We start from the raw sequence: 25,472 nt of genomic DNA on the forward strand, positions 1-25,472 counted from the left end.
GCGTCCGTGAACCCGGCCGTCGCCATCGCAGCGTTCGCCGCAGTCTCGCTGGCCACGGCGGGCATCGGTTTCTACGGGCTGCGGATCTCGCGCACCACCGGGGACTTCTACGTAGCGTCCCGGACGGTGCGGCCCTGGTGGAACGCCTCGGCGATCGGCGGCGAATACCTGTCAGCGGCGAGCTTCCTGGGCGTAGCCGGGCTCATCCTGCTCTCCGGCACGGACGCCCTCTGGTTTCCGGTGGGATACACCGCGGGCTACCTGATGCTGCTGCTCTTCGTCGCCGCCCCGCTCCGCCGTTCCGGCGCCTACACGATTCCCGACTTCACCGAAGCGCGGCTCGATTCCCGGGTGGTCCGCAGCGTCACGAGCGTCGTCGTCGTCATTGTCGGCTGGCTCTATATCGTCCCGCAGCTCCACGGCGCGGCGCTGGCCATCCGGATCACCACCGGGCTGCCGGCGTGGGTGGGGATGGTGGCGGTGGTCGTCGTCGTGTGCGTCACGGTCGTCGCGGGCGGCATGCGGTCCATTACCTTTGTCCAGGCGTTCCAGTACTGGCTGAAATTAACGGCGCTGGCGGTGCCGATCCTGTTCATCGTCTTCGTACTGGCGGACTCCGGGACTCCCGCGGTGGCGGAGGGCTCCGTGAACCCCACCGGCGCGGCCCCGGCCGGCATGTACCAAAATGTTTCCCTGCTGGTGGCGCTGCTGTTCGGGACGCTGGGCCTGCCGCACGTGCTGGTGCGCTTCTACACGAACCCGGACGGGCAGTCGGCCCGCCGGACCACCCTGATAGTGCTGGGCCTCTTGTCGGTCTTCTACCTGTTCCCGACGGCGTACGGGCTGATCGGCCGGGTGTTCGCCCCGCACCTGGCGCAAAGCGGGCAGGCCGATGCACTGGTGCTGTTGCTGCCCGGGGAGCTGGTTGGCGGGATGGCCGGTGACCTGCTGTCCGCGCTGGTGGTGGCCGGAGCGTTCGGCGCGTTCCTGTCCACGACCTCCGGGTTGGTGGTCTCGCTCGCCGGGGTGATCAGCCAGGACCTGTTCGGCGGCAGCGTCCAGGGCTTCCGCCGGGCGGCCGTGATTTCCGCGGTGGTCCCGCTGGGCATCGCGTCCATGACGGGTTCGCTCGCGCTGGCCGGGAGCGTGGGGATGGTGTTTGCCTTTACCGCGTCGACGATCTGTCCGGTGCTGCTGCTGGGCATTTGGTGGCGCGGACTGACCGACGCCGGGGCGATCGCCGGCATGGTGACGGGGGCCGTGCTGTGCGGCGGGGCGATGGTGGCCGGAGCCTGGCTGAGTCCCGGCGGGACCCCGCCCTGGCTGGCGCAGCCCGCTGCCTGGACGGTGCCGGCAGCGTTTGCCGTGATGGTCATGGTCTCCCGTGCCACCCGCGGCCGCGTGCCGCGGACCATCACCCGGCTCATGACCCGGCTGCATACACCGGAACGGCCGTTGGTCACCGAGCGCTGACGCTCAGTCGATGGCGGCCATCAGCTCGACGACGCGGTCCAGGAAGGCGTCCACCTGGTTTTCCTCGTAGCCGTCCTTGCCGACGGCGGGCCGGAACACAGCGCGGCGCACATTGTCCACGCTCAGCGGCTTGTCCTCTTCGAGGTAGCCGATCAGATCGTGGCAGAGGTCATCCACGTCCGTGGTGTTGTAGCTGCGTGCCTTGGCCTTGGCCGGACGCCGGAAACGCTCGCCGTCGGGGCGGTGCAGCCGTCCGCGGAGCAGGCCGGCCAGCCGGCCGATCTCGCGCAGCCAGGCGTCCTCGCCGCGTTCGGCGACCAGTTCGTCGCGCTCCCGCAAGGCGAGGGCGTCCTCCAGGCGGTCCAGAGCGGCGTCCACGTCGGATGCGGCATAGCCGCCCTTGACGGGGTCAAAGGAGACTGCCCGGACGTCCGCGCTCTTGACCGGCCGGGCGGCGGAACGGGGCGATTCGAAGGACACCCGTGCCCGCTGCATGAACTGGTCCACTTGCTTGGCGTTGTAGCCGTACTGATTCCGCTGCACGCGGTCAAAGGAAGCAGGAATCTGCCGTTGAATGTCCACTGTTAGTTTTGTTTCCTTCAATGCCGTTCGGCTGGTTTGCCCGGCACCATTCTAGGGCCGGAGGACGGAAGCGGAAGTTCCTCACGCGCCGGCAAAGATTGAGTAGAGGATAAAGGCTACCGGGGATGCGAAGACGATCGAGTCCAGGCGGTCCATGACCCCGCCGTGGCCGGGCAGGATGCTGCTCATGTCCTTGATGCCGAGTTCGCGCTTGACCATGGATTCGGAGAGGTCCCCTGCGGTGGCTGCGGCAACCATGCCCACGGCCAGCACCACTCCCACCCACCAGGGCCTGTCCAGCAGGAAAACGGCGGCGAGAACACCAACTGCCGTGGCCCCGCCCATCGAACCGGCGAAGCCTTCCCAGCTTTTTTTGGGGCTGATCTTCGGCGCCATCGGGTGCTTGCCGAGCGAGGCGCCAACAAGGTACCCGAAGGTGTCGTTGGCCACCACCAGCAGCAGCAGGGTGGCGATCTGCCACGCTCCCGGCGGAACAACGCCGTCGGGCCACAGCCCCACGGGCGTCTCCCCCACGAACGTGTGCAGCGGCAGCACGGCGAAGCTGATCAGGAACGGGACCCAGGCCAGCGTGAAGACGCCGGCGAAGATGCTGCGCGCGGATCCTGCGGCGCCCTCGAGGGACCGCCAGATCAGCGCGGCAACGCTGCTGAGCATCATCGCGAACAGGAGGCTTTCGAGGCCGCCGAAGTAGGCCGCGGCCGGCATCGCAACCGTTCCTGTCATCACCGGAATGATCGGCAGCCGGGTGCCCGAGGTCTCCAGTGCGCGGAAAACTTCCCAGACACCGAAGATCGCGAAGGTGGTGACAATGAGCACAAACCCCAGCGGAAGGAACAATAGTCCGCCAAGGACGAAGATGAGCATGCCGAGGCCCACAGCGGTGGCGGCGGGAAGATTCCTGCCGGCCTTCGGCGTCGGGTTCCTCCGCTGCTTCCCCCGTACCCGGAGGTGCGCTCCGGGGTCCCCCTGTTCCTGCGCCATCAGACCTCGAGCAGCTCGGCTTCCTTGCGCTTGAGAAGCTCGTCGATGCCGTCGACGTGGGCCTTGGTGATGGCGTCCAGTTCCTTTTCGCCGCGGCTGCCCTCGTCCTCGCCGGCTTCCCCGTCCTTGACCAGCTTGTCCAGGGTTTCCTTGGCCTTGCGGCGGATGTTGCGGATGGACACCTTGGCGTCCTCGCCCTTGGACTTGACGATCTTGACGTATTCCTTGCGGCGCTCGGCCGTCAGGTCCGGAATGGTGATCCGGATGACGTTGCCGTCGTTGGAGGGGTTGGCTCCCACTTCGGAGTCGCTCAGGGCACGCTCGATGTCGCGCAGGGCGGTCTTGTCGAACGGCGTGATGAGGATGGTGCGGGCGTCCGGGATGGCAAAGGAAGCCAGCTGCTGCAACGGCGTGGGTGAGCCGTAGTAGTCCACCAGCACTTTGTTGTAGAGGCCCGGGTTGGCGCGGCCGGTGCGGATCGAGGCGAAGTCTTCCTTGGCTACTTCAACCGCCTTGTCCATCTTGTCCCCGGCTTCGAGCAAGGTTTCTTCGATCACGATCTCTCCTCAGAAATTGGTGCACCCGCCGCTGGCGGGGTGCTGCACGGTCTTGGTGGCGTTCCGCCTGCTGGCCCCGGGCTTCGAGGTGCGGAAATGTCCTGAAAACATCCTAGCCGCTGCTAGGGGGTGACGACGGTGCCCAGGTCCTCGCCCAGGATGGCCCGGGTGACGTTGCCCTCGCCTTCCATGCCGAACACCACCATGGTGAGGTTGTTGTCCTTGCACATGGTCATGGCGGTCTGGTCCATCACGCGGATGTCGCGGCGCAGCGCATCATCGTAGCTGAGGTGGTGCAGCTTCTCGGCCGTGGGGTCCTTCTTCGGGTCCGCGGTGTAGACGCCGTCGACCCCGCTCTTGGCCATAAGGACGACGTCGGCGTGGACCTCCATGGCACGCTGGGCGGCCACGGTGTCGGTGGAGAAGTACGGCAGTCCGGCGCCGGCGCCGAAGATGACCACACGGCCCTTTTCCATGTGGCGGATGGCGCGGCGGGGAATGTACGCCTCGGCGACCTGGCCCATGGTGATGGCGCTCTGCACACGGGTTTCGACGCCGGCCTGTTCCAGGAAGTCCTGGAGGGCCAGGCAGTTCATGACCGTGCCGAGCATGCCCATGTAGTCGGCGCGGGAACGGTCCATGCCGCTCTGCGACAGTTCGGCGCCGCGGAAGAAGTTTCCACCGCCGACGACGATCGCAACCTCGACGTCGGGGACTGCCGCGGCGATCTGCTTGGCCACGCCGCGGACTGTATCGGGATCGACGCCCAGCTTGCCGCCGCCGAAGACCTCGCCGGAAAGCTTCAACAGGACTCGGCGCCGGCTCTTCTTTGGCTGGGCTGAAGTAGTGACGGTTTCCATGGTGCCTTCCCGTTGGTGAACTCTGCAAAAGGTTATCGTGCCGGGGGCCAAAGGAGTCATTCGGCCCGGACCCGGATTTTCCTGGACTGCCCGGATCTACCCGGGACTACCCGGTTTTTCCGGGACGGTGTCCCGGGTGCATGCAAAAGGGGTGGCCACCGCAGTGACCACCCCCTCAGCGTGTCTGACTAGTGTCTGACTAGGAACCGACGCGGAAACGCGTGAATGCGGTGCCCTTGACGCCGGCCTCTTCGAGGACCTGCGCGACAGACTTCTTGGCATCCTTGGCGAATGCCTGGTCGAGGAGGACCTCGCCCTTGTAGAAGCCCGTGACGCGGCCTTCCACAATCTTGGTCATTGCTGCTTCGGGCTTGCCTTCAGCCTTGGCGGTCTCCTCGGCAATGCGACGCTCGGACTCGACGAGCTCGGCCGGAACATCCTCGCGGGAGAGGTAGTTCGGGGACATCGCGGCAATGTGGACGGCGACGTCGTGGGCTGCGGTGGCAGCTGCTTCGCCTTCGCCGTCAACAGCGAAGAGGACGCCGACCTGGGCCGGGAGATCCTTGGAGGTCTTGTGCAGGTAAGCGTCGACCGTTGCGCCCTCGATGCGGGAGATGCGGCGGACAACAACCTTCTCGCCCAGAACGGCGCCCTCTTCGACGACGACCTCGGACAGCGGCTTGCCGTCGACCTCGGTGGCCAGCAGGGTCTCGAGATCGGCAGCGCCGGACTCAACGGCAATGGCCAGGACCTTGTCGGCGAGCTGGATGAACTTGTCAGCCTTCGCGACGAAGTCGGTCTCGCAGTTGACTTCGATCATCACGCCAACGCCGCCGTCGACCTTGGCAGCAACCAGGCCTTCTGCGGTGGAGCGGCCTTCGCGCTTGGTGGCGCCCTTGAGGCCCTTGATGCGGATGATTTCGATGGCCTTTTCGGCGTCACCGTTGGCTTCGTCAAGAGCCTTCTTGACATCCATCATGCCGGCGCCCGTGCGCTCGCGCAGAGCCTTGATATCAGCGGCAGTGTAGTTCGCCATGTGAACCCCTCTGTCTAGAAATTTTGTGTGGTGTACGGACTGACAGGACGGCAGCTCACCTTGTGAGCGGCCATCCTGTCAGTTCCCCTGCGCCGCGGAGAGCGTGCGGGGAGATCCGGATTTATTTGTCAGCTGAGCTGGCAGTCAGGGTGTCTGACTACTTGGCTTCGCCGGCGGCGTCGTCGGCAGCCGGAGCTTCCTCGGCAGCAGCGGGTGCTTCTTCAGCGGCCGGAGCGGCTTCTGCGGCCGGAGCAGCAGCAGCTTCTTCGGTCTTGCTGCCTTCGAGGAGCTCGCGCTCCCACTCGGCCAGCGGCTCTTCCGGTGCTTCCGTGGTGCCGGTGGCGCGCTGGTTGCGGGCGATGAGGCCCTCAGCAACGGCGTCAGCAACAACGCGGGTCAGCAGGTTGACGGAGCGGATGGCGTCGTCGTTGCCCGGGATCGGGAAGTCGACTTCGTCCGGATCGCAGTTGGTGTCCAGGATGGCAACAACCGGGATGTTCAGCTTCTTGGCTTCGTCGACAGCAAGGTGTTCCTTCTTGGTGTCCACGATCCACAGCGCGGAAGGCGCCTTGGTCAGGTTACGGATACCACCGAGGTTGGTTTCCAGCTTGGTGAGTTCGCGGCGAAGGAGCAGCAGTTCCTTCTTGGTGTAAGCGGAACCGGCGACGTCGTCGAAGTCAATCTCTTCGAGTTCCTTCATGCGCTGGATGCGCTTGGAGACCGTCTGGAAGTTGGTCAGCATACCGCCGAGCCAACGCTGGTTGACGTACGGCTGGCCAACGCGGGTGGCCTGCTCGGCGATGGATTCCTGCGCCTGCTTCTTGGTGCCGACGAAGAGGACGGTGCCGCCGTGTGCAACGGTGGCCTTCACGAACTCGTAGGCACGGTCGATGTAGGACAGCGACTGCTGCAGGTCAATGATGTAGATGCCGTTGCGCTCCGTGAAGATGAAACGCTTCATCTTCGGGTTCCAACGGCGGGTCTGGTGTCCAAAGTGGACGCCGCTGTCAAGCAGCTGGCGCATAGTTACGACGGGCATGCCGACGCTCCTTCCGGCAGGTCATTCATGAGACAGCCCATGGGCTGTCTTACCCTGCCAATAGTTGACGGTTGATTAGCAACACCCAGGCGGGCGGTGCTCCTGGCATCCACTGCGCTTCTTATCCCGACGATGGGCCGGGACCGAAAGAGGCGCAGTCCTCCGCACCCTGAAGAGTTGAAGCTTCGAATGAGGAGGGCTGGATACGCGTAGTCAGCCACTGCTTCCCCGCACCCCTGAATGAGGCGTGCCGGCTTGATCAAGCGTGAGGGCACAGCAAACTGCTCCACCAAGTGTACTACAGGGGCGGTGCCAAAATGGACGGTTTCCGGGGACTGCGGAGGGTCTTCGCAGGGGCTGCGGAGGTGGCCGCAGCCTGCTCTCCTTGCTGTATCCACATAGCCAGCGGCGGCGCTTACAGCAAAACGGCGGCAGGTGCAGGCTGGGTGTATGAAGATTCCGGCGAACCGTGCCGCCTTTGTTCCCGCCCTGCTTCTCGCCCTCGCCCTCGTGGTGGGGTCAGCGGGCGCTGGCCCGGCCATGGGGTCCAGCCCCAATGGCCGCCCAAGCTCCGGCATCACGCCTGGCCCGGGTTCCGGCATGGCGGCCGGCGGCTGGAGCTGGCCGCTGAATCCCCGGCCCGCCGTTATGCGCGCCTTTGATCCGCCGGCAAGGCCATGGCTGAGCGGTCACCGCGGCGTAGATCTTCAGGCCCGGTTCGACGGCGCCCCGGTCACCTCACCGGCGGCCGGGACGGTGAGCTTTGTCGGCATCGTGGTGGACCGCCCGGTCATCACCATCGACCACGGAACCGGATTGCGGAGCAGCTTCGAGGCAGTGCGCAGCGATCTCAACCCGGGCGACGCCGTCGCGGAGGGAGAGGTCCTGGGGTGGATCCAGCCCGGCCACTGCGAACCGGGGCCCTGCGTGCACTGGGGCGTCCGCCGCGGCGATGAATACCTCAATCCGCTGGCCTTCGTGACAGACCTGCGGCCCTCCGTCCTGCTCCCTCCCGTGGATCCCGCGCCCGGATAGGGCGCGGCGGAGATGCGCAACGAAGGGCCGCAGCCAGGCCGGGCGCCGCGGGCTAGACGATCGCGGAGATGCCGGTGATCGCCCGGCCGGTGACGAGCGTGTTGATCTCGTGCGTTCCTTCGTAGGAGTAGATGGCCTCGGCATCCGAGAAGACCTTGGCCATCTCATAGTCGGTCACGATCCCGTTGCCGCCCAGGATGCTGCGGCCGAGGGCTACGCTCTCCCGCATCCGCGCCGTGGTGAAGGCCTTGGCCAGGGCCGACTGCTCGTCCTTGGCTTGGCCGAGGTCCTCCAGCTGGGAGAGCCGGACCATCATGCCCATCGAGCTGACGGCGTTTCCGAGGATCTGCACAAGCTGATGCTGCACCAGCTGGAAGGAAGCGATCGGGCGCCCGAACTGGCTGCGCTCCACCGCGTAGCGGCGGGCGACGTCGAAGGCCGCCAGCTGCTGGCCGACTGCCTGCCAGGCAACGGCCAACCGGGTGACCTTAAGGACCTTGTTCGTGTCGCGGAAGCTGTTGGCGTTCGCGAGCTTGAAGAAGTCCGGTACCACCACATTGTCGAGGGTGATGTCCGCGTTCTGCACGGTGCGCAGCGAGATCTTGTTCTCGATCTTGGTGGCGCGGTAGCCCTCGGTCTTGGTGTCGACGAGGAACCCCTTGACCTGGTTGTCGGCGAGGTCCCGGGCGTAGATGACCACCCAGTCGGAGAAGGTGGCGTTTCCGATCCAGCGCTTGGCGCCGTTGAGGATCCAGCTGTCGCCCTCCTTGCGCGCCGTGGTGCGGGTGCCGCCGGCGACGTCTGATCCGCCGAGCGGTTCAGTGAGGCCGAAGGCGCCGATTTTCTTGAGGGAGTAGATGTCCGGAAGCCACGCTTCCTGCTGCTCCTGGGAGGCGAGTGCCTCGATGGAGCCGGTGAAGAGTCCGTCATGGACACCCATAAAGGTGGCGATGGACGTGTCGGCACGGGTTGCCTCGGCGTGCATGATTCCCGCGAAGACGTTGGAGTAGCCCTGCCTCCGGACCGGGCTGACCAGGTCGATCTCGGCAAGCTTCGGGATCAGGTCCATCGGGAACTCGGCGCGGTTCCAGCAGTCGACGGCGATCGGCTTGACCTCGCGTGCGAGGAACTCGCGGACCTCTGCGAGACGGTCCTGCTCCTTGCCGCTGAGCAGCTGCTCGAAGGCGAAGAAGTCGCCATCGGCGTACGGGAGGTTGTTGATGTCAATGTCAGCTTTGGACATGGTGTTCCTTCACGTGTGATCAGCGGCGACCAGAATGACGCCGGCTCCGCGCCAGCGCTATGTTACTCATCAGTAACTTACCGCAGTGAGCAAGCCCCCGCAAGTGACGGAACCCATCGGGACGTGCGTCGCCGGGAAGGTTCCTGCCAGGCCAAGGCGGCACAGCGCCGGAGTCGGGCGAAACGAGAAAGGAGCCGGGCCGACGTCGAAACATCGGCCCGGCTCCCGAGGACGCGGATCCCGGTCCGGGTTCCGCGTGTTGGTAGGGCTACTCGGACTTGAACCGAGGACCTTAGGATTATGAGTCCCGCGCTCTAACCAGCTGAGCTATAGCCCCGTGGGCCCGGAAACCGGCCCGGCGAAGGCCGGATGGTTCTCGGGCGAAAATCACTCTAACAATAGTAGTGGCCCGGCTCAGACCACGAGGTCGTCGTAGCTTGCGCCGCAGTAGAGATCCTCGAAGGCCTGCAGAGTCCGCTCGATACTGTGGCTCTCCACCATCCCCCGGCTGGCCTTGCCCATCGCCGCCTGCTCATCCGCCGGACGCGACAGGACGCGGACCATCTTGGCCGCGAGGTCGTCGCTGTCGTTGGGCGTGAACAGGTAGCCGTTTTCGCCGTCCCGCACCAGGTGCGGGAGTGCCATGGCGTCCGCCAGCAGCACCGGCGTGGACGCGGACATCGCTTCCAGCGTCACGAGGGACTGCAGTTCGGCTGTGCCCGGCATGCAGAACAGGTCGGCGGCGATGTAGGCCCGGCGGAGTTCGGCGTCGCTCGCCAGTCCCAGGAACTTGACCCGGTCCTGGAGACCCAGCCTCGCGACCTGGGCCTCGAGCGCCGGCCGCACCTCGCCGCCGCCTACGATCTCGAGGTGGACGTCCAGCTCCTTGGGAGTCTTGGCAACGGCCTCGATCAGCACGTCAACGTGCTTCTCCTCGGCGAGCCGGCCGGCGAACAGCACCGTGGGGCTGCTGTGCCGGGCCACTTCCTCACCCGGCTTGAGTTCGTAGGCCGCCGAGTCGATGCCGTTGGAGAGCGGCAGGACCTGGCGGAGGAATGCATGCTGGTGCATCGCCTTCGCGGCCAGCGGCGTGGGCGTGGTGACGACGTCGGCCTGGCCCATGACCTTGCCCATGTCCTTCCACGAAATGCGACCCACGATGTCCTTGAACCATTGCGGGAAAGGAAGGAAGGGGTTCAGGTTCTCGGGCATAAAGTGGTTGGTCGCCACGATCCGGATGCCGCGCTTGACGGCCTCGTAGAGCACGTGCTCGCCGATCATGTAGTGGCTCTGGATGTGCACCACATCCGGCTGGATCCGGTCGAACAGCAGGCTGATTTCCTTCTTGATCTCCCACGGGAAGGTAATCCGGAAGTACTCGTGCGTGGGAACTGAGTGGGAGCGGATCCGGTGGACTGTGCCTTCGTCGCTGAACTCGGTGTAGCTCTTGCCCTTGTCCGGACGGCAGGCCAAGACGTGCACATCGTGTCCGCGTGCCGTCATGCCCTTCGCCAGGCGGTAGCCGAACATCGCAGCGCCATTGACGTGGGGCGGGTAGGTGTCCGCGGCTATCAGGATGGTCAGCGGATGCTGGTGGTCAGGCATGGTCACGTGGAGAGCTCCTGGTGGTCACGGTGCGGGCAGCTGGATCTGAAGTGGCCGGCTGGCCGTCGGCGCAGGCGTACCGGGCCTACTGCTGAAGTCTGGTCTTGTCCTGGGCCGCCCGCCCCGCGGCCTTCCGCGCGTCCTTCTTGCGCTTGGTGACTTCGGGGTGGTGCCTGGACAAGGCGATCACTCCCACGATAGCAAGCAAACCGGCCGCGCCCATCGCAATCGCCGTCACGGCGTGGACATCCGGGCGGAGTTCGCCGAGGATCGTGATGCCGATCCCGATGCCCACGATCGGGTCGATCACGGTCAGCCCGGCTATCACCAGATCCGGCGGGCCACCGGAGTAGGCGTTCTGGACGAACCACGAGCCTAGGACGCCGGCGGCCACAATCGCGACCACCGAGTACCATGGCACGTTCAGCACACCCAAGCCGTTGGGATCCAGCAGGTGCTTGCCGATGATCCGGGTCAGGACAGCGACAAAGCCGAACAGGATGCCCGCGCCAAGGATGTAGATGAAGGCGCTCATCCGGTGCCGGAACACCAGGGCGAGGGTCCCGAACAGCCCGACAGCCAGGGCCAGCAGCAGCACCACCGTCAGCTCGTCAGAGGCGCTGACCTGGTGGTTCTCCTGAGTGACGTTAACCGCCAGAATCACGAACAGGGCCGAACCCGTGACGCAGGCGGTGATGGCCACTACCGTGGCCCGGTTGATGCTCAGCCCCTGGTCCTTGGCGTTGACGATCGTGGTGATAACGAGGGCGATCGCTCCGATCGGCTGGATCACGGTCAACGGCGCCATCACCAGGGCGACCGAGTTCAACGCCATGCCCACGCAAAGGAGCAGCAGACCGAACACCCAGCGGGGATTGCGGAGCAGCCGGAGCATGCCATGGTTGCTGAGCGCCAGTCCCCCGGTATCCGCCTTGACTGCACTGCCTTGGCGCTGGGCGCCGAACGCGAGGCAGAACGCGCCCAGGACGGCCAGCAGTACGGCGAACCACATCATCAGCGGCTGCCGCCGTCGGCGTCGGCGTCGGGCATGCTGCTCTTGACCTTTTTACCCTTGCGGATAATGGCCCAGAAGTAGTTGTAGGCGGCAATCCAGTGCCCCACGAGGCCCAGCCCGAGGAAGATCCAGGCGGCCACGAAGTACGCCTCGGCGCCCGGGACAGGAAGTTTCGAGAGGACGAGCAGCGGCGTGCCGACCAGCAGGAGCGCGGTCCGGATCTTGCCGATCTTGCTGACGGGCAGATCGGGGTGGCCGTGGAAGTAGTAGAGCGACAAGGCGAGCAGGATGGCGTCCGGGATGAGGAGCGCCGCGAGGTACCACCATTCGACGACGCCGGCGACCACCAGAGTGACGGCAACCGCGATCAGCGACAGACGGTCCGCGATGGGATCCATGATCCGGCCGAGGTTGGACATTTGGTTGAAGCGGCGGGCCACGTAGCCGTCCACCCAGTCGGTGCTGCCCATGATGGCAAGGACGAGTGCCGCATAGCCGTACTCCTGAACCCCAAGGACGAGCCAGACGAAAAGCGGGACGCCGAGGAACCTCACAATGGTCAGGACATTGGGGACGGTGAAGACCCGGTCGTGGTGGATCTGGGCCTGACCAGGCCGGGAACCAGCGCCGATGAACTTCATCCAGTCCCCCTTTCCGTGGCCGGCAACGATTGGGCGTTGCAGTTCAGCGGGCTGCCTAGCCCTTGATGAATTTGCGCAGGAGGAACACGAGGGCGGCTGCTGAGGCGGTGAGCGCAACGAGCGGCTTCCACCGCTGGCTCAGCTGGTCGGCCATGCCGGTGCCCTCCCCAGTGGCGCCGGCAGGGGTCGCCGGACGCTTCGCTGTGCGGGCCGCCGCGGACCGGAAACCGGCCACCTTGCCGCTGAGTTGTTCCTTGCCGTCCCGCAGCTTCACCTGGGCCGCGGCCAGCAGCGCCTGGGCCTGGGTTTTGACGTCGAGTTCCTCGTTGAGTTCATCGCGGACCCCGGTGAGGTGCGTGCGGCGTTGGTCTACCCGGCGTCGCAGCTCCGCTTCGGTGGGCGGCGGACCGAAGTCCGGCTCGGCGGCCTTCTTGGCTTCCTTCTCAGCCTTGGCCTTCGCGGCGGCCTCCGCCTTGGCGGCTTTGGCCGCCTTGTAGACGTCGGACTCCGGGTCCAGCACGGCAGGATCGAAGGCGGAGCCTTCTTTGGCGATGCCGAGGTCGTACTTGATGCCACGGATCGTATCCTCGGGAACCAGCGGCATGGCTTTCTTGAACTTGCCGACCCCCACCAGGCCCGCGATGGCGGCGATCACCAGGAAAACACCACAGACGAGCAGCGCCGCGAGCCAGGCGGGCATGATCGTGGCGAGGCCCATGATGGCGGCAACGATGAGGCCGACGACCAGGAACGCGACAAAGGCCAGCGCGACGGCGAGAAACGCAGCGGCGACACCGACCGCGATGCCCTTGCGCTTGAGCTCGACTTTGGCGAGGGCGATCTCGTCGTTGAGCTGCCGCGGAGCCAGCTTGAAGATCAGTTTGAGGGTTCTGGGGAGTGCGGAAATGCGCAGCCCCTCGCTTGTCCCGCCGCTGTGACGTCCGCTCATCGGTCCCGCCTAACTGGTTACATCCATGATTCCCGCTTTCGCGCGGCTTGCCGGTCTGCGCAGCTTCACGCACACCCCGGTGTCAAAACTACCATTCAGGCTCCTGACCGGGACGCGGCGGCGGGCTGTGGCGCGCCCTGGCCGCACACGGGAACGGGTGCCGCGAGCCCTAGGATTGACCTCTGTGACTACACCCACGAATCCCGGCGATTCCCTGAGCCGCCGCCGCAAGCTCCTCTACATACTGATGCTCGGCGCCCTCACCGCCTTGGGACCCTTCACGGTGGACCTCTACCTTCCGGCCTTCCCGGCACTGGAGGAGAGCCTGGGCGTCTCCGAGGCGGCCGTGCAGCTGACGCTGACCGGCACCACGATCGGTTTTGCCGTCGGCCAGCTTGTGGTGGGCCCGCTCAGCGACAAGTTCGGCCGCAGGATCCCGCTGATCCTGGCGACTGCGGTGCACATCATGGCTTCCCTGGGGGCGGCGCTCTCAACCGACATCGCGACTCTGGGCACCTTCCGGGTACTGATGGGCATCGGCGCTGCGGGGGGCGGTGTGGTGGCCATGGCCATGGTTCGGGACCTGTTCAGCGGATTCGCCATGGTGCGGATGTTCTCCCGGATGGCGCTGGTGAACGGCCTGGCGCCGATCCTCGCGCCGGTGATCGGCTCGCAGTTGCTGCTGTTCATGCCGTGGCCGGGGATCTTCTTCTTCCTGGCCGGCTACGGCATGTGTGTGCTGATTGCCGCCGTGTTCGTGGTGCGCGAGACGCTGCCCCGGGAACTCCGCGGAAAAACGGGCATGACCGCCCGCCAGCGCTACGGCGTCCTGTTCGCCGACCGGATCTTTGTTGGGCTGTTGTTGGTGGGAGGAATGAATTTTGCCGGGCTGTTCACCTACCTTTCCGCGTCGCCGTTCCTCTTCCAGGACGTCTACGGCTTCAGCCCGCAACAGTATGGCCTCCTCTTCGGCATAAATTCCCTCGGCATTGTCGCCGGGGTGCAGACCAGCTCGCGGATCATCCGGAAGGTACCGCCGCAGTGGATCCTGGCCTGCTCCACGGCATGGATGTTCCTGATGGCCGTCCTGATCGTGATCTTCGACCAGCTGGGCTTCGGGCTCTGGGGTGTCATGGTGCCGCTCTGGTTCTATATCCTTGGCGCCGGCTTCACGTTCCCCTGCGTCCAGGTGCTGGCGCTGGCCAAGCACGGTGCGCAGGCCGGCACCGCTGCCTCCCTGCTCGGTGCCGCGACCTTCCTGATGGCCGGCCTCATCTCGCCGGTGGTGGGCTGGTTGGGCGTCTCCTCCGCCACCCCGATGGGCGCCGTCCAGGCCGCGTGCATCTTCCTGGCCGCAGCCGCGCTCTGGCTGGTCGTCAGGCCCCGCACCGTCCCGCCGATCCAGTAGCCCGGCACCCGGCGCCTTCCCCCACTGGACATGTCCAGCCGCTACGGCCAGGACTGAGCATATGGGCGCTATGTCCCCTCGATGCCACCAACATTGGACATGCCCCCCTGCGGAGTCGGGCCCGGCGCATTCCCCGCTGGGCATGCCCGGTCGCCACGGTCAGGACTGAGCATATGGGCGCTATGTCCCCTCGATGGCGCCGGCAGAGGACATGCCCCCTTGCGAAGTTAGGACCCGGCCGCCTTCCCCAATGGACATGTCCAGTCGCCACGGCGAGCGGAACCTCGGCCAAGTCAGAAAGCGCTCCTGCCCAGTTGCCTGCCCCGAGACTGCCTTAGGCCCGAAAAAAGCCCCGGAATCTCCCGGGAGATTCCGCTGCGATTCACAGCAACTGGGAAGGAACGTCGCGAGGCGGGCTAACTCCGGCACCGGGCAGCCTCCCCCACTGGGCATGTCCAGCGGCAAGGACGACACCCGGCACCTTCCCCCACTGGGCATGTCTAGCGGCGACCCCGGCACCGGGCAGCCTCCCCCCGCTGGGCATGTCCAGCGGCGACCCCGGCACCGGGCAGTCTCCCCCGCTGGGCATGTCCAGTCGCCGCGGCCAGGAATGAGCATATGGGCCCTACGTCCACCCGCTGGCGCCGGCAGGGGGTCTGTCCCCCTGCCGAGTTGGGGCCCCGACAGCCTCCCCCGCTGGGCACGTCCAGTCGCCGCGGCCAGGAATGAGCATATGGGCCCTATGCCCACTCCCCGGCGCCGGCAGGGGGCATGTCCCGGAGGGCGGGGCACGCGGCTGGCGCCCACCGGCCCTGTTCGCGCCCACCCCCGGGCGATAAAGTTGTAGATGTGCCCCACTGGAAGGAACAGCCGCCCCTACCGGCCACTTGGCAGCGGTGTGACGCCGGCATTTTGCCTCTGTGGTGGGATCGCTTGTGCAGCCAGACCAGCCAGCAGTCGGCGGCGCTCTTCGCGGCTGGACTCTTTACCGAGGACCGGCGGCGACCGATCGCCCAGTGGTACAACCCGGCCTACGATTCGGCGCTCCTGGTCGCCCCCGAGACCTCCCCCGAGTGGCCGGTGCAGCGCTTCGGCATCTTCTATGCCCCGCCCGGCGGCGGGTTCACCCAGATCCATTCCGCCCCGCACGAGTGGCACCCGCGCGAGCCCCGCAAGTCACCCACCGAGTTCGACGCCTTCCAGGGGGCCGTGGCGGAAGCCGAGCGGTTCCTGCAGGTGGAGATGTACTTCGTCTAAGGACGGGATGAGCCGCCGTAAGAGGGCACAAAAAAGGTCCCGCAGCCAGTGATTCACCGGCTGCGGGACCTGTCCGCTCCTCCTGCTGGACTTGAACCAGCAACCCTTCGATTAACAGTCGAATGCTCTGCCAATTGAGCTAAGGAGGAATGAAGCAGGTACGACATTAGCAAAGGTTTCGCCGCTTAGGAAATCGACACCGGCCGGATCCCGGCCCACACCCCTGATACCCCCTCCGGGTATAAAAAAGTCCCCGTTCCGGTAACCCGGAACGGGGACTGCGCGCTCCTCCTGCTGGACTTGAACCAGCAACCCTTCGATTAACAGTCGAATGCTCTGCCAATTGAGCTAAGGAGGAATGAAGCGGATATAAGCCTAGCAAACTCCCGGCCGGGAAGTGAAATTGACCCCGAACGGGTACCCCCGAATGGGACCAGTCACGACCGCCGAACGGGACAATCCGCGATATCAGCCCTCCGAGCGCAGCGACCGCCGTTGCATCTCCAGCTGCATAAGTTCGCGGTTCAGCCGCTGGAACTCCTCCGGGGCGGAGGTCGCGTCCAGCCGCTGCAGCTGTCCCATCTTTTCAGCCTTGACCCTGGTGATCTGCAGCTCGAACAGGCGTGCTAGGATGTCCCGGCAGTAGCGCAGGACGCCGTCGGCGGTGCTGGCCGGCAGCGGCACGACGGACAGCTCGGACACGAGCGGGCGCAGTGGCTCCGGGACCTCGTGCAGCAATTGTTCCACCCAGCGCACGGGGTCGCCGGTGAGCGCCAGCCCGCTGGCCCGGATGGCCTCGTGGATGGCCAGGTAGGCCGGCGTCGAGAACCTCGCCTCGGAGAAACGCTGCCAGGTCTCACCTTCCAGCATCCCTGGCTGTTGCAGGGCAACCTCCAGCGCCTGCCGTTCCATCGCGGCCACGGGGTCGCGCGGGTCCGGCCGGTTGAACGACGGCAGGGCGGGCGACGGCGGCAGGGGCGCAACTCCCGGCGCGGATCCCGCGCCGTATCCTGAGCCGCGGCCCTGGCTGTTTCCCTGCCCCTGGTGGCCGGAACCGGCGCTGCCCGACGGCGGCTGGGCCGCACGCTTGGCGGCGGCACCCACGGCACGGCTGACTTCCTCCACCGGCATGCCCAGCCAGCCCGACAGTTCCCGGGCGTAGGCGGGGCGGATGCCGGCGTCACGGATCTGGGCGACTACCGGGGCGGATTCGCGCAGGGCCGCGATCCGGCCCTCGACGGTGTCCAGGTTGTGCCGTTTCAGGGCGGCGCGGATGGCGAATTCAAACAGCGGGCGCCGGGTGCCGATCAGGTCACGGACGGCGGCGTCCCCCTTGGACTGGCGCAGCTCACAGGGGTCTGCGCCGTTGGGTTCCACGGCCACGTAAGTCTGCGCGACGAAGCGCTGGTCCTCCTCGAAGGCGCGCAGGGCCGCTTTCTGGCCGGCGGCGTCGCCATCGAAGGTGAAAATGACCTCGCCGCCGCTGCCGTCATCGGAGAGCAGGCGGCGGGCAATCTTGATGTGCTCGGTGCCGAACGCCGTACCGCAGGTGGCGACCGCCGTCGGAATCCCGGCAAGGTGGCAGGCCATCACGTCGGTATACCCCTCCACAACGACGAGCTGGCGGTCCTTGGCGATGTTGCGTTTGGCGAGGTCGATCCCGTAGAGGACCTGAGACTTCTTGTAGAGCGCGGTCTCCGGGGTGTTGAGGTACTTGGGGCCTTGGTCGTCCTCGTAGAGCTTGCGGGCACCGAAGCCGATGGTCTCCCCCGCGATGTCCCGGATGGGCCAGATCAGCCGGCCCCGGAACCGGTCGTAGATCCCCCGGCCGCCTTCGGAGAACATTCCCGTCAGTTTCAGTTCAGGATCGGTGTAGCCCTTGCCGCGGAGGTGCTTGAGCAGGGAGTCCCAGCCCTGCGGGGCGTAGCCGACACCGAATTGGTCCGCTGCCGCGCGGTCGAAGCCGCGGGCGTGCAGGAAGTTGCGGCCCTCGGTGGCACCCGGGGTCAGCAGCTGGGCGCGGAAGTACTCGTCGGCGACCTTGTGGGCATCGAGCAGGCGCTGCCGCCGGCCGACGTCTTCGCGGTTCGGTCCGGAGCCGCCGTCCTCGTAGCGGAGCTCGAAGCCGATCCGGGCGGCCAGTTTCTCCACGGCTTCATGGAACGACGTGTGGTCCAGTTTCTGCACGAAGGAGATGACGTCGCCGTCCTCGCCGCAGCCGAAGCAGTGGTACCTGCCCACCTGGGGGCGGACCGTAAACGAGGGTGAACGCTCGTCGTGGAAGGGGCACAGGCCCTTGTAGGAGCCCAGGCCCGCGCCCTTGAGCGTCACGTAGCCGTCGACGACTTCCTTGATGTCCGTGCGCTGGCGTACTTCGTCGATGTCTTCACGTTTGATCAAGCCGGCCACAGTGCCATCCTAGTACCCGGGTACGACGCCGGAGGGCCGGTTATGGCGCCAGTCACCACAGCGACGGCAGGCTTCCGACGAGCCGCTCGTACATGGCCAGCGCGGAGCCGTCCGTCAGCGACGCGACCTGGTCGATCACCACACGCAGCCGAGCGCCGTCGTCGGCGGCGTCGCGCCAGTCGGCCGCGAACATCGGCTCCAGATGGCGGTCGCCGGTGGCGCTCAGGGCGGTGACGAGGGCGTGCAGGACTTCGCGCTGGCGTTCGTAGATGGGCTGCCGGTGCTCGGTGGTCATCACGAAGGTGGTGGCCAGGCCCTTCATCACGGCGATTTCCATCACGGTCTCGTCCGGAACGATCAGCTCCGCGTTGTAGCGGGTCAGGTTTTCCGGGCCGTACACCGCGCGGGTGGACGCCAGGGCACTCTGGCAGAACCGGCCGATCAGCTGGCTGGTCATGTCCTTGAGCGCGGCCATGGACTTGCGGCTGCCGTCGGCCTCGCGGACCCAGACGCTGGTGGCTTCCAGCCGGGCGAGGGCGGCATCGATCGCGGCGGGGTCGTTGTGCGGCAGGTACCACTGCTTGGCGTAGCCCACCACGCGGGCACGGTGGTCCGGATTATCCATCCAGCGGAGCTGGAAATGGCCGGCCACGATAGCGTCCTCGACGTCGTGCACGGAGTAGGAGATGTCGTCTGCGAGGTCCATGACCTGCGCTTCAAGGCAGGAGCGGCGCTCGGGGGCGGCCTCGCGGATCCAGTCGAAGATCGGCAGGTCGTCCTCGTAGGCGCCGAACTTGCTGGTCCGCTCGCCGTGGATGACGGGGGCGTTCTCGGCCGACCAGGGGTATTTCGCCGCGGCGTCCAGGCTGGCCCGGGTGAGGTTCAGCCCGGCGGGCCGCCCGTCCAGGGCAACGACTTTGGGTTCCAGCCGGGTCAGCAGGCGCAAGGTCTGGGCGTTGCCTTCGAATCCGCCGATCGCGTGGGCGACTTCGTTGAGGGCCGATTCGCCGTTGTGGCCGAAGGGCGGGTGGCCGAGGTCGTGGCTGAGGCAGGCGGTGTCCACGACGTCCGGATCGCAGCCCAGGGCACGGCCCAGTTCGCGGCCCACCTGGGCCACCTCGAGGCTGTGGGTGAGGCGGGTACGGACGAAGTCGTCGGTGTCCGGCGCCACCACCTGCGTCTTGGCCCCGAGCCGGCGGAGGGCCGAGGAGTGCAGCACGCGGGCGCGGTCACGTTCGAAGTCGGAGCGGTAGGTGGACTTGGGCGGCTCTTCAACCCAGCGGGCGGAGTCGCGGGCCACATAGCCGTCCAGTACCGGTGCCGTGGTCCTGGTTTCAGCCACCGGACACGTCCAGTTCGGCGTGGCAGATCTCGCGGGACTGCTCGGCGTCCATGTTGCGGTCCAGGAGCCAGTCCTTGGGGAGGGCGGGCTTCTTGGGCGAACCCGCGCGGCCGCGCGGGCCTTCCGCGTCAACGCCGGGGTACGGCGAATCGAGGTCCAGCTGGTCGAGCGTCGCGCGGAGCACTTCGAGGCTGGTTACCATCGCCAGTTTGGTCCGCAGTTCGCTGCCGACCACGTACCCCTTGAAGTACCAGGCCATGTGCTTACGGATCTCGCGGAGCGCCTTGCCTTCGTCGTTGCCGAAGGTTTCCACCATCAGCTCGGCGTGGCGGTACACGCCTTCCGCCACCTGCCCCAAATCCGGTTTGTGGCGGGCGTCGCTGCCTTCGAAAGCGGCCATGAGGTCTCCGAACAGCCACGGGCGGCCCTGGCAGCCGCGGCCCACCACAACGCCGTCGACGCCGGTCTCGCGGACCATGCGGATGGCGTCCTCGGCGGACCAGATATCGCCGTTGCCGAGTACCGGGATGTCCGGCAGCGCTTCACGCAGGCGCGCGATCGCGGACCAGTCGGCCTGGCCGGAGTAGAACTGCGCGGCGGTGCGGCCGTGGAGTGCGACGGCGGCGACGCCGGAATCGCGGGCGATCCGGCCGGCGTCGAGGTACGTGAGGTGGTCCTCGTCGATGCCCTTGCGCATCTTGATGGTCAGCGGGACGTTGCCCCTGGAGGCTTCCTTGACCGCGGTCTGCACGATCGAGGTGAAGAGGTCGATCTTCCAGGGCAGTGCGGAACCGCCGCCGCGCCGGGTCACCTTGGGCACGGGGCACCCGAAGTTGAGGTCGATGTGGTCCGCGCGGTCTTCCTCGACGAGCATCCGGACGGCCTGGCCGACGGTCACAGGGTCCACACCGTAGAGCTGGACGGACCGGACTTTCTCGTCGTCGTCGTGCGAAATGATGCGCAGGGATTCCGGCGTGCGCTCCACGAGGGCACGGGACGTGACCATCTCGGCGACATACAGGCCGCCGCCGTATTCACGGCAGAGCCTGCGGAACGCGGAGTTGGTGATGCCCGCCATCGGAGCCAGGATCACGGGGGTGTCCACCGTGAGGGGGCCCAGCTTCAGGGGCGGGAGTTCCAGCTTGGGGGCGGGAGGGGTCGCTACAACAGTCACCCGTTCATTGTCTCAAATCCGGGCAAATCGGCAGGATCCGCGCCGGCCATGTGGAAAACCCGGCGTCAGTCCGGGACGGCGGCACGGCGCCCGCGGCGCCCCTCCGGCGGCGTGTCGAACGCCCCGCGGCGCCCCGCCGGCGCCGTTTCGAGGGCCTCGTCGGGCGCGTCGACGTCGACCTCCGGCCGCCGGCCGGCGTCGTCGCTGAGTGCGCTGTCTTCCAAGGCCCTGCTCCGGGAAGACCCGACGCCGGTTGCCGTCGTGCCGGCGGCCTTCATTCCCGTTGCCTTGACCACGAGCACGGCGATCAGCGTGGTGACCGGGATCGCCAGGACCAGCCCGACCGAGCCGACGAGAGTGCGGATGACTTCCTCGGAGAGCTCGGCGCTGGTGAGGGCGTCACCGAGTGGCCGCTCGTAGAGCATCACCAGGATCAGCACCGGCAGGGCCGCACCGGCGTAGGCGAACGCGATGGTGTACACGGTTGAGGCGATGTGGTCCCGGCCGATCCGCATGGCTGAGGTGAAGAGCTGGCGGGCGGACGTTTCCGGGGCCAGTTCCCAGAGCTCCCACACGGCCGAGGACTGGGTGATGGTGACGTCGTTGAGGACGCCCAGGCCGGAAATAATGAGGCCGCAGAGAATGATGCCGGAGATGGAGATGTTGTCCGAGATGTTCGCGAGGGTGGCGGAATCATGGCTGCCGACGCCCGCGAGGTTGGCGGCGTCGGTGGCCCAGGCGGCAAGCAGCGCGGTAATCGCCAGGCCGAACATCGTGCCAAGCAGTGCCGTCGAGGTCCGGGCGGAGAAGCCGTGGGCGAAATACAGCACCCCGATCATGATGACGGTGGACCCCACCAGCGCCAGCAGGAGCGGCGGCTTGCCCTCCACCAGTCCCGGGAGCATAAAGGACACCAGCACACCGTAGGCGCCGACGAGGCCGATCAGCGCGCGCAGCCCGCGCCAGCGCGCGACGGCGATCACGACGACGGCATAGAGTACCGCGAGGAAAATGATCGGCAGGGTCCGGACGAAGTCGACGAAGACGTAGGCCGGGGTGCCCTGCGCGGCGGCGCCCTGGGCCTTGGAGAGATTCAGGTAGCGGATGTTGTCGCCGGTCTTCACGCCGTGGGATTTGGCGACGTCGGGGTTGATGACCACCTTGACGGGGTTGCCGCCCCGGTCCGGGTCCGTGAACGCAAAAGTGCACTCGGACCCCTGCTGCGGCGCCGCGTCCGCCCCGGCCGGTCCCTGCTGGGTGGCGTCCATGCAGCTGCCGGTGACAACGCGCTGGATCTTTCCGGTGTCGAACGTGACTCCCGGTGCGGCCGCGTAGGGGCTGGCCAGCGTGATCCCCTCTTTGCTGCCCGAGGGCCACAGCAACGCCATCGCCACGAGCGTGAGCAGCGTCAGCGGGATCAGGATGGCGGCCAGAATGAGGTTGGCCCGCTTCCGGGCGGCGAGCGCCCGGGGCGTCGGTTCCGTCTGCCCTTGTGGAGCGTGTGAATGTCCGGCGCCCATCAGCAGTTCAACCTCATGCCGAAGACTTTACGGGGTTTCGGGGCGCCGTCAGGACGCGTGACGTGCCGGGAATGCCCGCAAAAGGCTACCCGGGCGAGATGTTCTGGTTCACGTGGAAGAGGTTCTGCGGATCGTATTTGGCCTTGATCCCGCGCAGGCGGGTGTAGTTCGGCCCGTAGTTTTCCGCGACCCGGGGCAGATCGTCGCGGTCCATGAAGTTGATATAGCCGCCGGGAGCCGAATGGGGGCGGAGCGCCTCCGCGTATTCCCGCACCCAGCTGACTCTTGCATCATTGTCTGCCGGGTTGTCCCAGAAAGCGGCAATAACCGGGGCGAACTTCACGTCACGGTTGGCGAACGCTGTTTCTGTCGTCCCCACGCGCTGGACCGCTCCGTCAATGGGGTAAAGATGCACGGCGGTTTGGACGGTGGGAATCGTTGCCCCGTAGCGGATGTGCTCTCCGATGGCCGCGTCCGTGAGATCCGTCATGAAGTCCGCTTTCCAATAGCTCAGGATTCCCTTGGGCTGCAGGGCATCGAAGGCCTGGTTGAGGGCCGGGTAGGGCATCGGTCCCATCATGGAACCCGCCACCGGGGCGACGTCGAGGAATGGCTGCCAGCAGGCCGCACCCTCGGTCTGGTCTCCGGTCCACATCCCGACCACTATGCAGACCGGCTTCCCGTGCCACTCCTCGGGCAGGAACGGCACCGGCGGGCCCAGGGCGAACGCCAGAAAGGCTCCCAGTTCTTCGGGTGCCGACGCCAGGTGGTCCCGATAGAACCTCGACACGGTTTCGGCGTGCTCCAGGGGGTAGACGACGATACCGACGTACACCATGTCCACCGGGTGCAGACGGTATTCCAGTGAGGTCACGACGCCGAAATTCCCACCACCGCCGCGCAGCGCCCAGAAAAGGTCGTCGTTCTCGCTTTCACTGGCCGTGAGGAACTTCCCGTCCGCGGTGACGACGTCGGCCGAGATGAGGTTGTCGCAACTGAGCCCGTATTTCCGGGCCAGGTAGCCTATCCCTCCGCCGAGGGTGAGCCCGGCGACGCCTGTGGTGCCGACGATGCCGCCGGGGGTCGCCAGCCCGAAGGCGTGCGTGGCGTGATTGAAGTCCGCCCACGTGGCCCCGGCCTCGGAGCGTGCCGTCCTGTTTGCCGGATCGACCCGGACGCCCCTGGTATTGACGAAGTCGATGACGAGGGCATCATCCCAGGTTCCGAACCCCGGGGCGCTGTGGCCCCCGCCGCGGACGGCCAGGTCCAGGGAGTTGTCCCGGGCGAAGTTGACACTGGCGATGACGTCCGCCACCTGCGACACGCGGACCACCGCGGCCGGCCGCTTGTCGATCATTCCGTTGTGCACTGCCCGCGCGGCGTCGTAGTCCGCATCGCCGGGCGTGATGACCTGCCCGCGGACTTGCTCGCGCAGGCTATCGAAGATCGTTCCGTTCATTTCTGTACCGTCGATTTCGTCGTGGTTCCGACCCGGACGGCGATCTCTGTGCTCCCAGCCGGCATGACGTCCGGAGGTTTACGAGCACTGGCTTACTCCTCCGCCCCGGAACCGTCAAGGGGATCCGGCCCGCGGCCGGAGGGGCAGCACCGCACGACGGCGATTACGCCGCCCCATCTTCCGGAGGCGCCGCTCCGAATGTTCAATAGCATGATGGAATTGACGGACGAGACGTGGAGGACACAGCGTGGCCAAACGCAAGGTAGACGACCGTGAACCTGCAGCGCCGGGCGCCGGGGCAGGCGCCAGGGCCGTGTTGAGCATTGCCGGGGCCGCCGGGGAAACCCGGGGGGTCGCCCTGGTCCTGCACGGCGGCCGCGCGGACAGCTATGAATCCGTCCGTGGGACGCACCTCAGCCCCGCCCGGATGCTGCCCTTCGCACGGGCCCTCCGGCGTGCGGGCGGCGGCGACGGGCTGGCGGTCTGGACCCTCCGGAACCGGTACCGGGGCTGGAACGGGAAGGACATGTCCCCCGTCGAGGACGCCCGCTGGGCGCTCTCCCACATCAGCCGCGAACACCCCGGCGTCCCCATTTATCTCCTCGGCCACTCGATGGGCGGCCTGACCGCGCTTTGCGTCGCGGACCACCCGCAAGTGGAGGCCGTCGTCGCCCTCGCGCCCTGGCTCAACGGCGAAACCCCGGTGAACCGGGTGGCCGGCCGCCGGATCCTGATTGTCCATGGCACCGAGGACCGCTGGACCAGCCCCGCGAACTCGCTCGCCTACGCCCGCCGGGCCGACGGCGTCGCGGAGTCCGTGGACTACGTCGCCCTCAAAGGGGCCGGGCACTTTATGTTCCGGCGGGTGGGCCTGTGGAACTCACTCGCGAACGGCTTCATCCTTGATGCCTTCGCCCGCAGTTCAGGCCGGAACGTCGACGGCGGCGCCGACGCGTTCCGCAGCCTCCTGCCCGCGTCCGGCGCCAGCCTCCCGGTGGTGCTGTGATGCCGGACTTCCCGCTGGGGGCTTTCCTGGCCAGCCTGCCATGGGTTGCGGCCGGGATCGCGGCCCTGCTGGCCGTCACGTTCGCCGTCGGAGTCCGCCAGAGCCGCCATTCCGTCATCGACACCGTCTGGGGGCTCGGCTTCGTCGTCGCGGCCGCCATCTCCTGGTTCCTTTCGGCCGGACACGGCGACGGCGCCCGCCGCCTGCTGCTGCTGGCGCTCGTGGCGGTGTGGGGCATCCGCTTGGCCCTCCACATCGGCCTCCGGGCCCGGGGCGGTCACGAGGACCCCCGGTACGTGGACATGCTCTCCTCCGCCCCGGGGTCCCGCAACGTCTACGCACTGCGCAAGGTCTACCTGCCGCAGGGCGTGATCCTGTTCTTCGTCTCGCTCACGGTCCAGGTGGGAATGTTCAGCACCGGAGACCTCGGCTGGCTGGCCTGGCTGGGCGTGGTGCTCTGGGTAGTCGGTTTTGTCTTCGAGACGGTCGGTGACTGGCAACTGTCGCAGTTCAAGGCCGATCCGTCGAGGCGCGGAACTGTGCTCGACACCGGGCTCTGGCGTTACACGCGCCACCCGAACTACTTCGGCGACGCCGCCGTCTGGGCCGGGATATTCCTGGTGGCCGCTGATTCCTGGCCGGGCGTGCTGACTGTCCTCTCCCCCGCGCTGATGATCTGGTTGCTCGCCGGCAAATCCGGCAAGCCCCTCACCGAGAAGGCCATGTCCGCCCGCCCCGGCTATAAGGAGTACGTGGAATCCACTTCGGGTTTCCTGCCGCTGCCGCCGCGCCGGCCGCGCAGCGGCGGGCACCGGCCGGGCGGACCCCAGCCCGACCAACAGAAGCCGGGCGGGCGCTGA

Annotated in this window: 22 protein-coding genes and 3 tRNA genes; 6 read left to right on the forward strand and 19 right to left on the reverse strand. The window is 66.9% G+C overall.

What is annotated here, in order from left to right; genetic code table 11:
• Positions 1-6: 6 nt before the first annotated feature.
• Entirely contained in the window at positions 7-1,473 is a 1,467-nt protein-coding gene (locus ASE96_RS15990; protein ID WP_056432610.1) for a sodium/solute symporter, read from the forward strand.
• 3 nt (positions 1,474-1,476) lie between these two features.
• Here the strand turns inward: ASE96_RS15990 and ASE96_RS15995 are convergent, their stop codons facing one another.
• The 6 genes from ASE96_RS15995 to rpsB all read right to left on the reverse strand — a co-directional run bounded on the left by ASE96_RS15995 (position 1,477) and on the right by rpsB (position 6,549).
• Complete coding sequence (locus ASE96_RS15995) at positions 1,477-2,055, reverse strand: DivIVA domain-containing protein (protein WP_056432613.1); 579 nt, start codon at positions 2,053-2,055, stop codon at positions 1,477-1,479.
• 81 nt (positions 2,056-2,136) lie between these two features.
• On the reverse strand, positions 2,137-3,057 hold the full coding sequence (locus ASE96_RS16000; RefSeq protein ID WP_056432616.1) for a phosphatidate cytidylyltransferase: 921 nt from the start codon (positions 3,055-3,057) through the stop codon (positions 2,137-2,139).
• A complete protein-coding gene (gene frr / locus ASE96_RS16005) occupies positions 3,057-3,614 on the reverse strand; it encodes a ribosome recycling factor (RefSeq protein WP_056432619.1) in 558 nt (185 codons plus the stop codon). Before frr ends, ASE96_RS16000 begins: the two co-directional genes overlap by 1 nt.
• A gap of 122 nt (positions 3,615-3,736) precedes the next feature.
• Positions 3,737-4,474, reverse strand: coding sequence for a UMP kinase (pyrH, locus tag ASE96_RS16010; RefSeq protein ID WP_056432622.1), 738 nt, complete (start codon positions 4,472-4,474; stop codon positions 3,737-3,739).
• Between the two features lie 199 nt (positions 4,475-4,673).
• Positions 4,674-5,510, reverse strand: coding sequence for a translation elongation factor Ts (tsf, locus tag ASE96_RS16015; RefSeq protein WP_056432625.1), 837 nt, complete (start codon positions 5,508-5,510; stop codon positions 4,674-4,676).
• 157 nt (positions 5,511-5,667) lie between these two features.
• Positions 5,668-6,549 carry a 30S ribosomal protein S2 gene (rpsB, locus tag ASE96_RS16020; RefSeq protein WP_056432628.1) on the reverse strand — a complete coding sequence of 294 codons (882 nt, stop codon included), beginning with the start codon at positions 6,547-6,549 and terminating at the stop codon, positions 5,668-5,670.
• Positions 6,550-6,999: 450 nt separating this feature from the next.
• Here rpsB and ASE96_RS16025 point away from each other — a divergent pair, with 450 nt between their 5' ends.
• Entirely contained in the window at positions 7,000-7,584 is a 585-nt protein-coding gene (locus ASE96_RS16025; RefSeq protein WP_056432631.1) for a murein hydrolase activator EnvC family protein, read from the forward strand.
• 52 nt (positions 7,585-7,636) lie between these two features.
• Here the strand turns inward: ASE96_RS16025 and ASE96_RS16030 are convergent, their stop codons facing one another.
• The 6 genes from ASE96_RS16030 to ASE96_RS16055 form a co-directional block, all read right to left on the reverse strand.
• Positions 7,637-8,827: an acyl-CoA dehydrogenase family protein gene (locus ASE96_RS16030; RefSeq protein ID WP_056432634.1), complete on the reverse strand. Its 1,191-nt coding sequence runs from the start codon at positions 8,825-8,827 to the stop codon at positions 7,637-7,639.
• 260 nt (positions 8,828-9,087) lie between these two features.
• A tRNA-Ile gene (locus ASE96_RS16035) sits at positions 9,088-9,164 on the reverse strand.
• Between the two features lie 77 nt (positions 9,165-9,241).
• Positions 9,242-10,438 (reverse strand): glycosyltransferase, encoded by a 1,197-nt coding sequence (locus tag ASE96_RS16040; RefSeq protein ID WP_056432637.1) that lies wholly within the window; start codon positions 10,436-10,438, stop codon positions 9,242-9,244.
• Positions 10,439-10,517: 79 nt separating this feature from the next.
• A complete protein-coding gene (locus ASE96_RS16045) occupies positions 10,518-11,447 on the reverse strand; it encodes a DMT family transporter (protein ID WP_056432639.1) in 930 nt (309 codons plus the stop codon).
• The gene (locus ASE96_RS16050) at positions 11,447-12,088 is read right to left on the reverse strand and encodes a CDP-alcohol phosphatidyltransferase family protein (RefSeq protein ID WP_056432642.1); all 642 of its coding nucleotides are present in this window, start codon (positions 12,086-12,088) and stop codon (positions 11,447-11,449) included. Before ASE96_RS16050 ends, ASE96_RS16045 begins: the two co-directional genes overlap by 1 nt.
• Positions 12,089-12,143: 55 nt before the next feature.
• On the reverse strand, positions 12,144-13,037 hold the full coding sequence (locus ASE96_RS16055) for a phage holin family protein (RefSeq protein WP_056432645.1): 894 nt from the start codon (positions 13,035-13,037) through the stop codon (positions 12,144-12,146).
• Between the two features lie 184 nt (positions 13,038-13,221).
• On the opposite strand from ASE96_RS16055, the gene ASE96_RS16060 reads away from it, so the two are divergent.
• Positions 13,222-14,445 carry a multidrug effflux MFS transporter gene (locus tag ASE96_RS16060; protein WP_056432648.1) on the forward strand — a complete coding sequence of 408 codons (1,224 nt, stop codon included), beginning with the start codon at positions 13,222-13,224 and terminating at the stop codon, positions 14,443-14,445.
• Positions 14,446-15,294: 849 nt separating this feature from the next.
• A complete protein-coding gene (locus ASE96_RS16065; protein WP_056432651.1) occupies positions 15,295-15,702 on the forward strand; it encodes a hypothetical protein in 408 nt (135 codons plus the stop codon).
• 76 nt (positions 15,703-15,778) lie between these two features.
• Here ASE96_RS16065 and ASE96_RS16070 read toward each other — a convergent pair.
• The 7 genes from ASE96_RS16070 to ASE96_RS16100 all read right to left on the reverse strand — a co-directional run bounded on the left by ASE96_RS16070 (position 15,779) and on the right by ASE96_RS16100 (position 23,606).
• A tRNA-Asn gene (locus ASE96_RS16070) sits at positions 15,779-15,851 on the reverse strand.
• 136 nt (positions 15,852-15,987) lie between these two features.
• Positions 15,988-16,060, reverse strand: a tRNA-Asn gene (locus ASE96_RS16075).
• 110 nt (positions 16,061-16,170) lie between these two features.
• On the reverse strand, positions 16,171-18,111 hold the full coding sequence (dnaG, locus tag ASE96_RS16080; RefSeq protein ID WP_056432654.1) for a DNA primase: 1,941 nt from the start codon (positions 18,109-18,111) through the stop codon (positions 16,171-16,173).
• A 52-nt stretch (positions 18,112-18,163) separates the two neighbouring features.
• Positions 18,164-19,453: a deoxyguanosinetriphosphate triphosphohydrolase gene (locus ASE96_RS16085; protein WP_056432657.1), complete on the reverse strand. Its 1,290-nt coding sequence runs from the start codon at positions 19,451-19,453 to the stop codon at positions 18,164-18,166.
• On the reverse strand, positions 19,446-20,627 hold the full coding sequence (gene dusB, locus ASE96_RS16090) for a tRNA dihydrouridine synthase DusB (protein ID WP_056432659.1): 1,182 nt from the start codon (positions 20,625-20,627) through the stop codon (positions 19,446-19,448). Before dusB ends, ASE96_RS16085 begins: the two co-directional genes overlap by 8 nt.
• Before the next feature lie 65 nt (positions 20,628-20,692).
• On the reverse strand, positions 20,693-22,147 hold the full coding sequence (locus ASE96_RS16095) for a YibE/F family protein (protein WP_056432661.1): 1,455 nt from the start codon (positions 22,145-22,147) through the stop codon (positions 20,693-20,695).
• An 85-nt stretch (positions 22,148-22,232) separates the two neighbouring features.
• Positions 22,233-23,606, reverse strand: a complete 1,374-nt coding sequence (locus tag ASE96_RS16100; protein ID WP_056432664.1) for an FAD-binding oxidoreductase — start codon at positions 23,604-23,606, stop codon at positions 22,233-22,235.
• Positions 23,607-23,853: 247 nt separating this feature from the next.
• Here ASE96_RS16100 and ASE96_RS16105 point away from each other — a divergent pair, with 247 nt between their 5' ends.
• The gene (locus ASE96_RS16105) at positions 23,854-24,612 is read left to right on the forward strand and encodes an alpha/beta hydrolase (protein WP_056432667.1); all 759 of its coding nucleotides are present in this window, start codon (positions 23,854-23,856) and stop codon (positions 24,610-24,612) included.
• Positions 24,612-25,472, forward strand: a complete 861-nt coding sequence (locus ASE96_RS16110; protein WP_056432670.1) for a DUF1295 domain-containing protein — start codon at positions 24,612-24,614, stop codon at positions 25,470-25,472. The genes ASE96_RS16105 and ASE96_RS16110 overlap by 1 nt, the downstream gene beginning before the upstream one ends.

It is taken from the genome of Arthrobacter sp. Leaf69 (assembly GCF_001422645.1).
Lineage (GTDB): Bacteria > Actinomycetota > Actinomycetes > Actinomycetales > Micrococcaceae > Arthrobacter.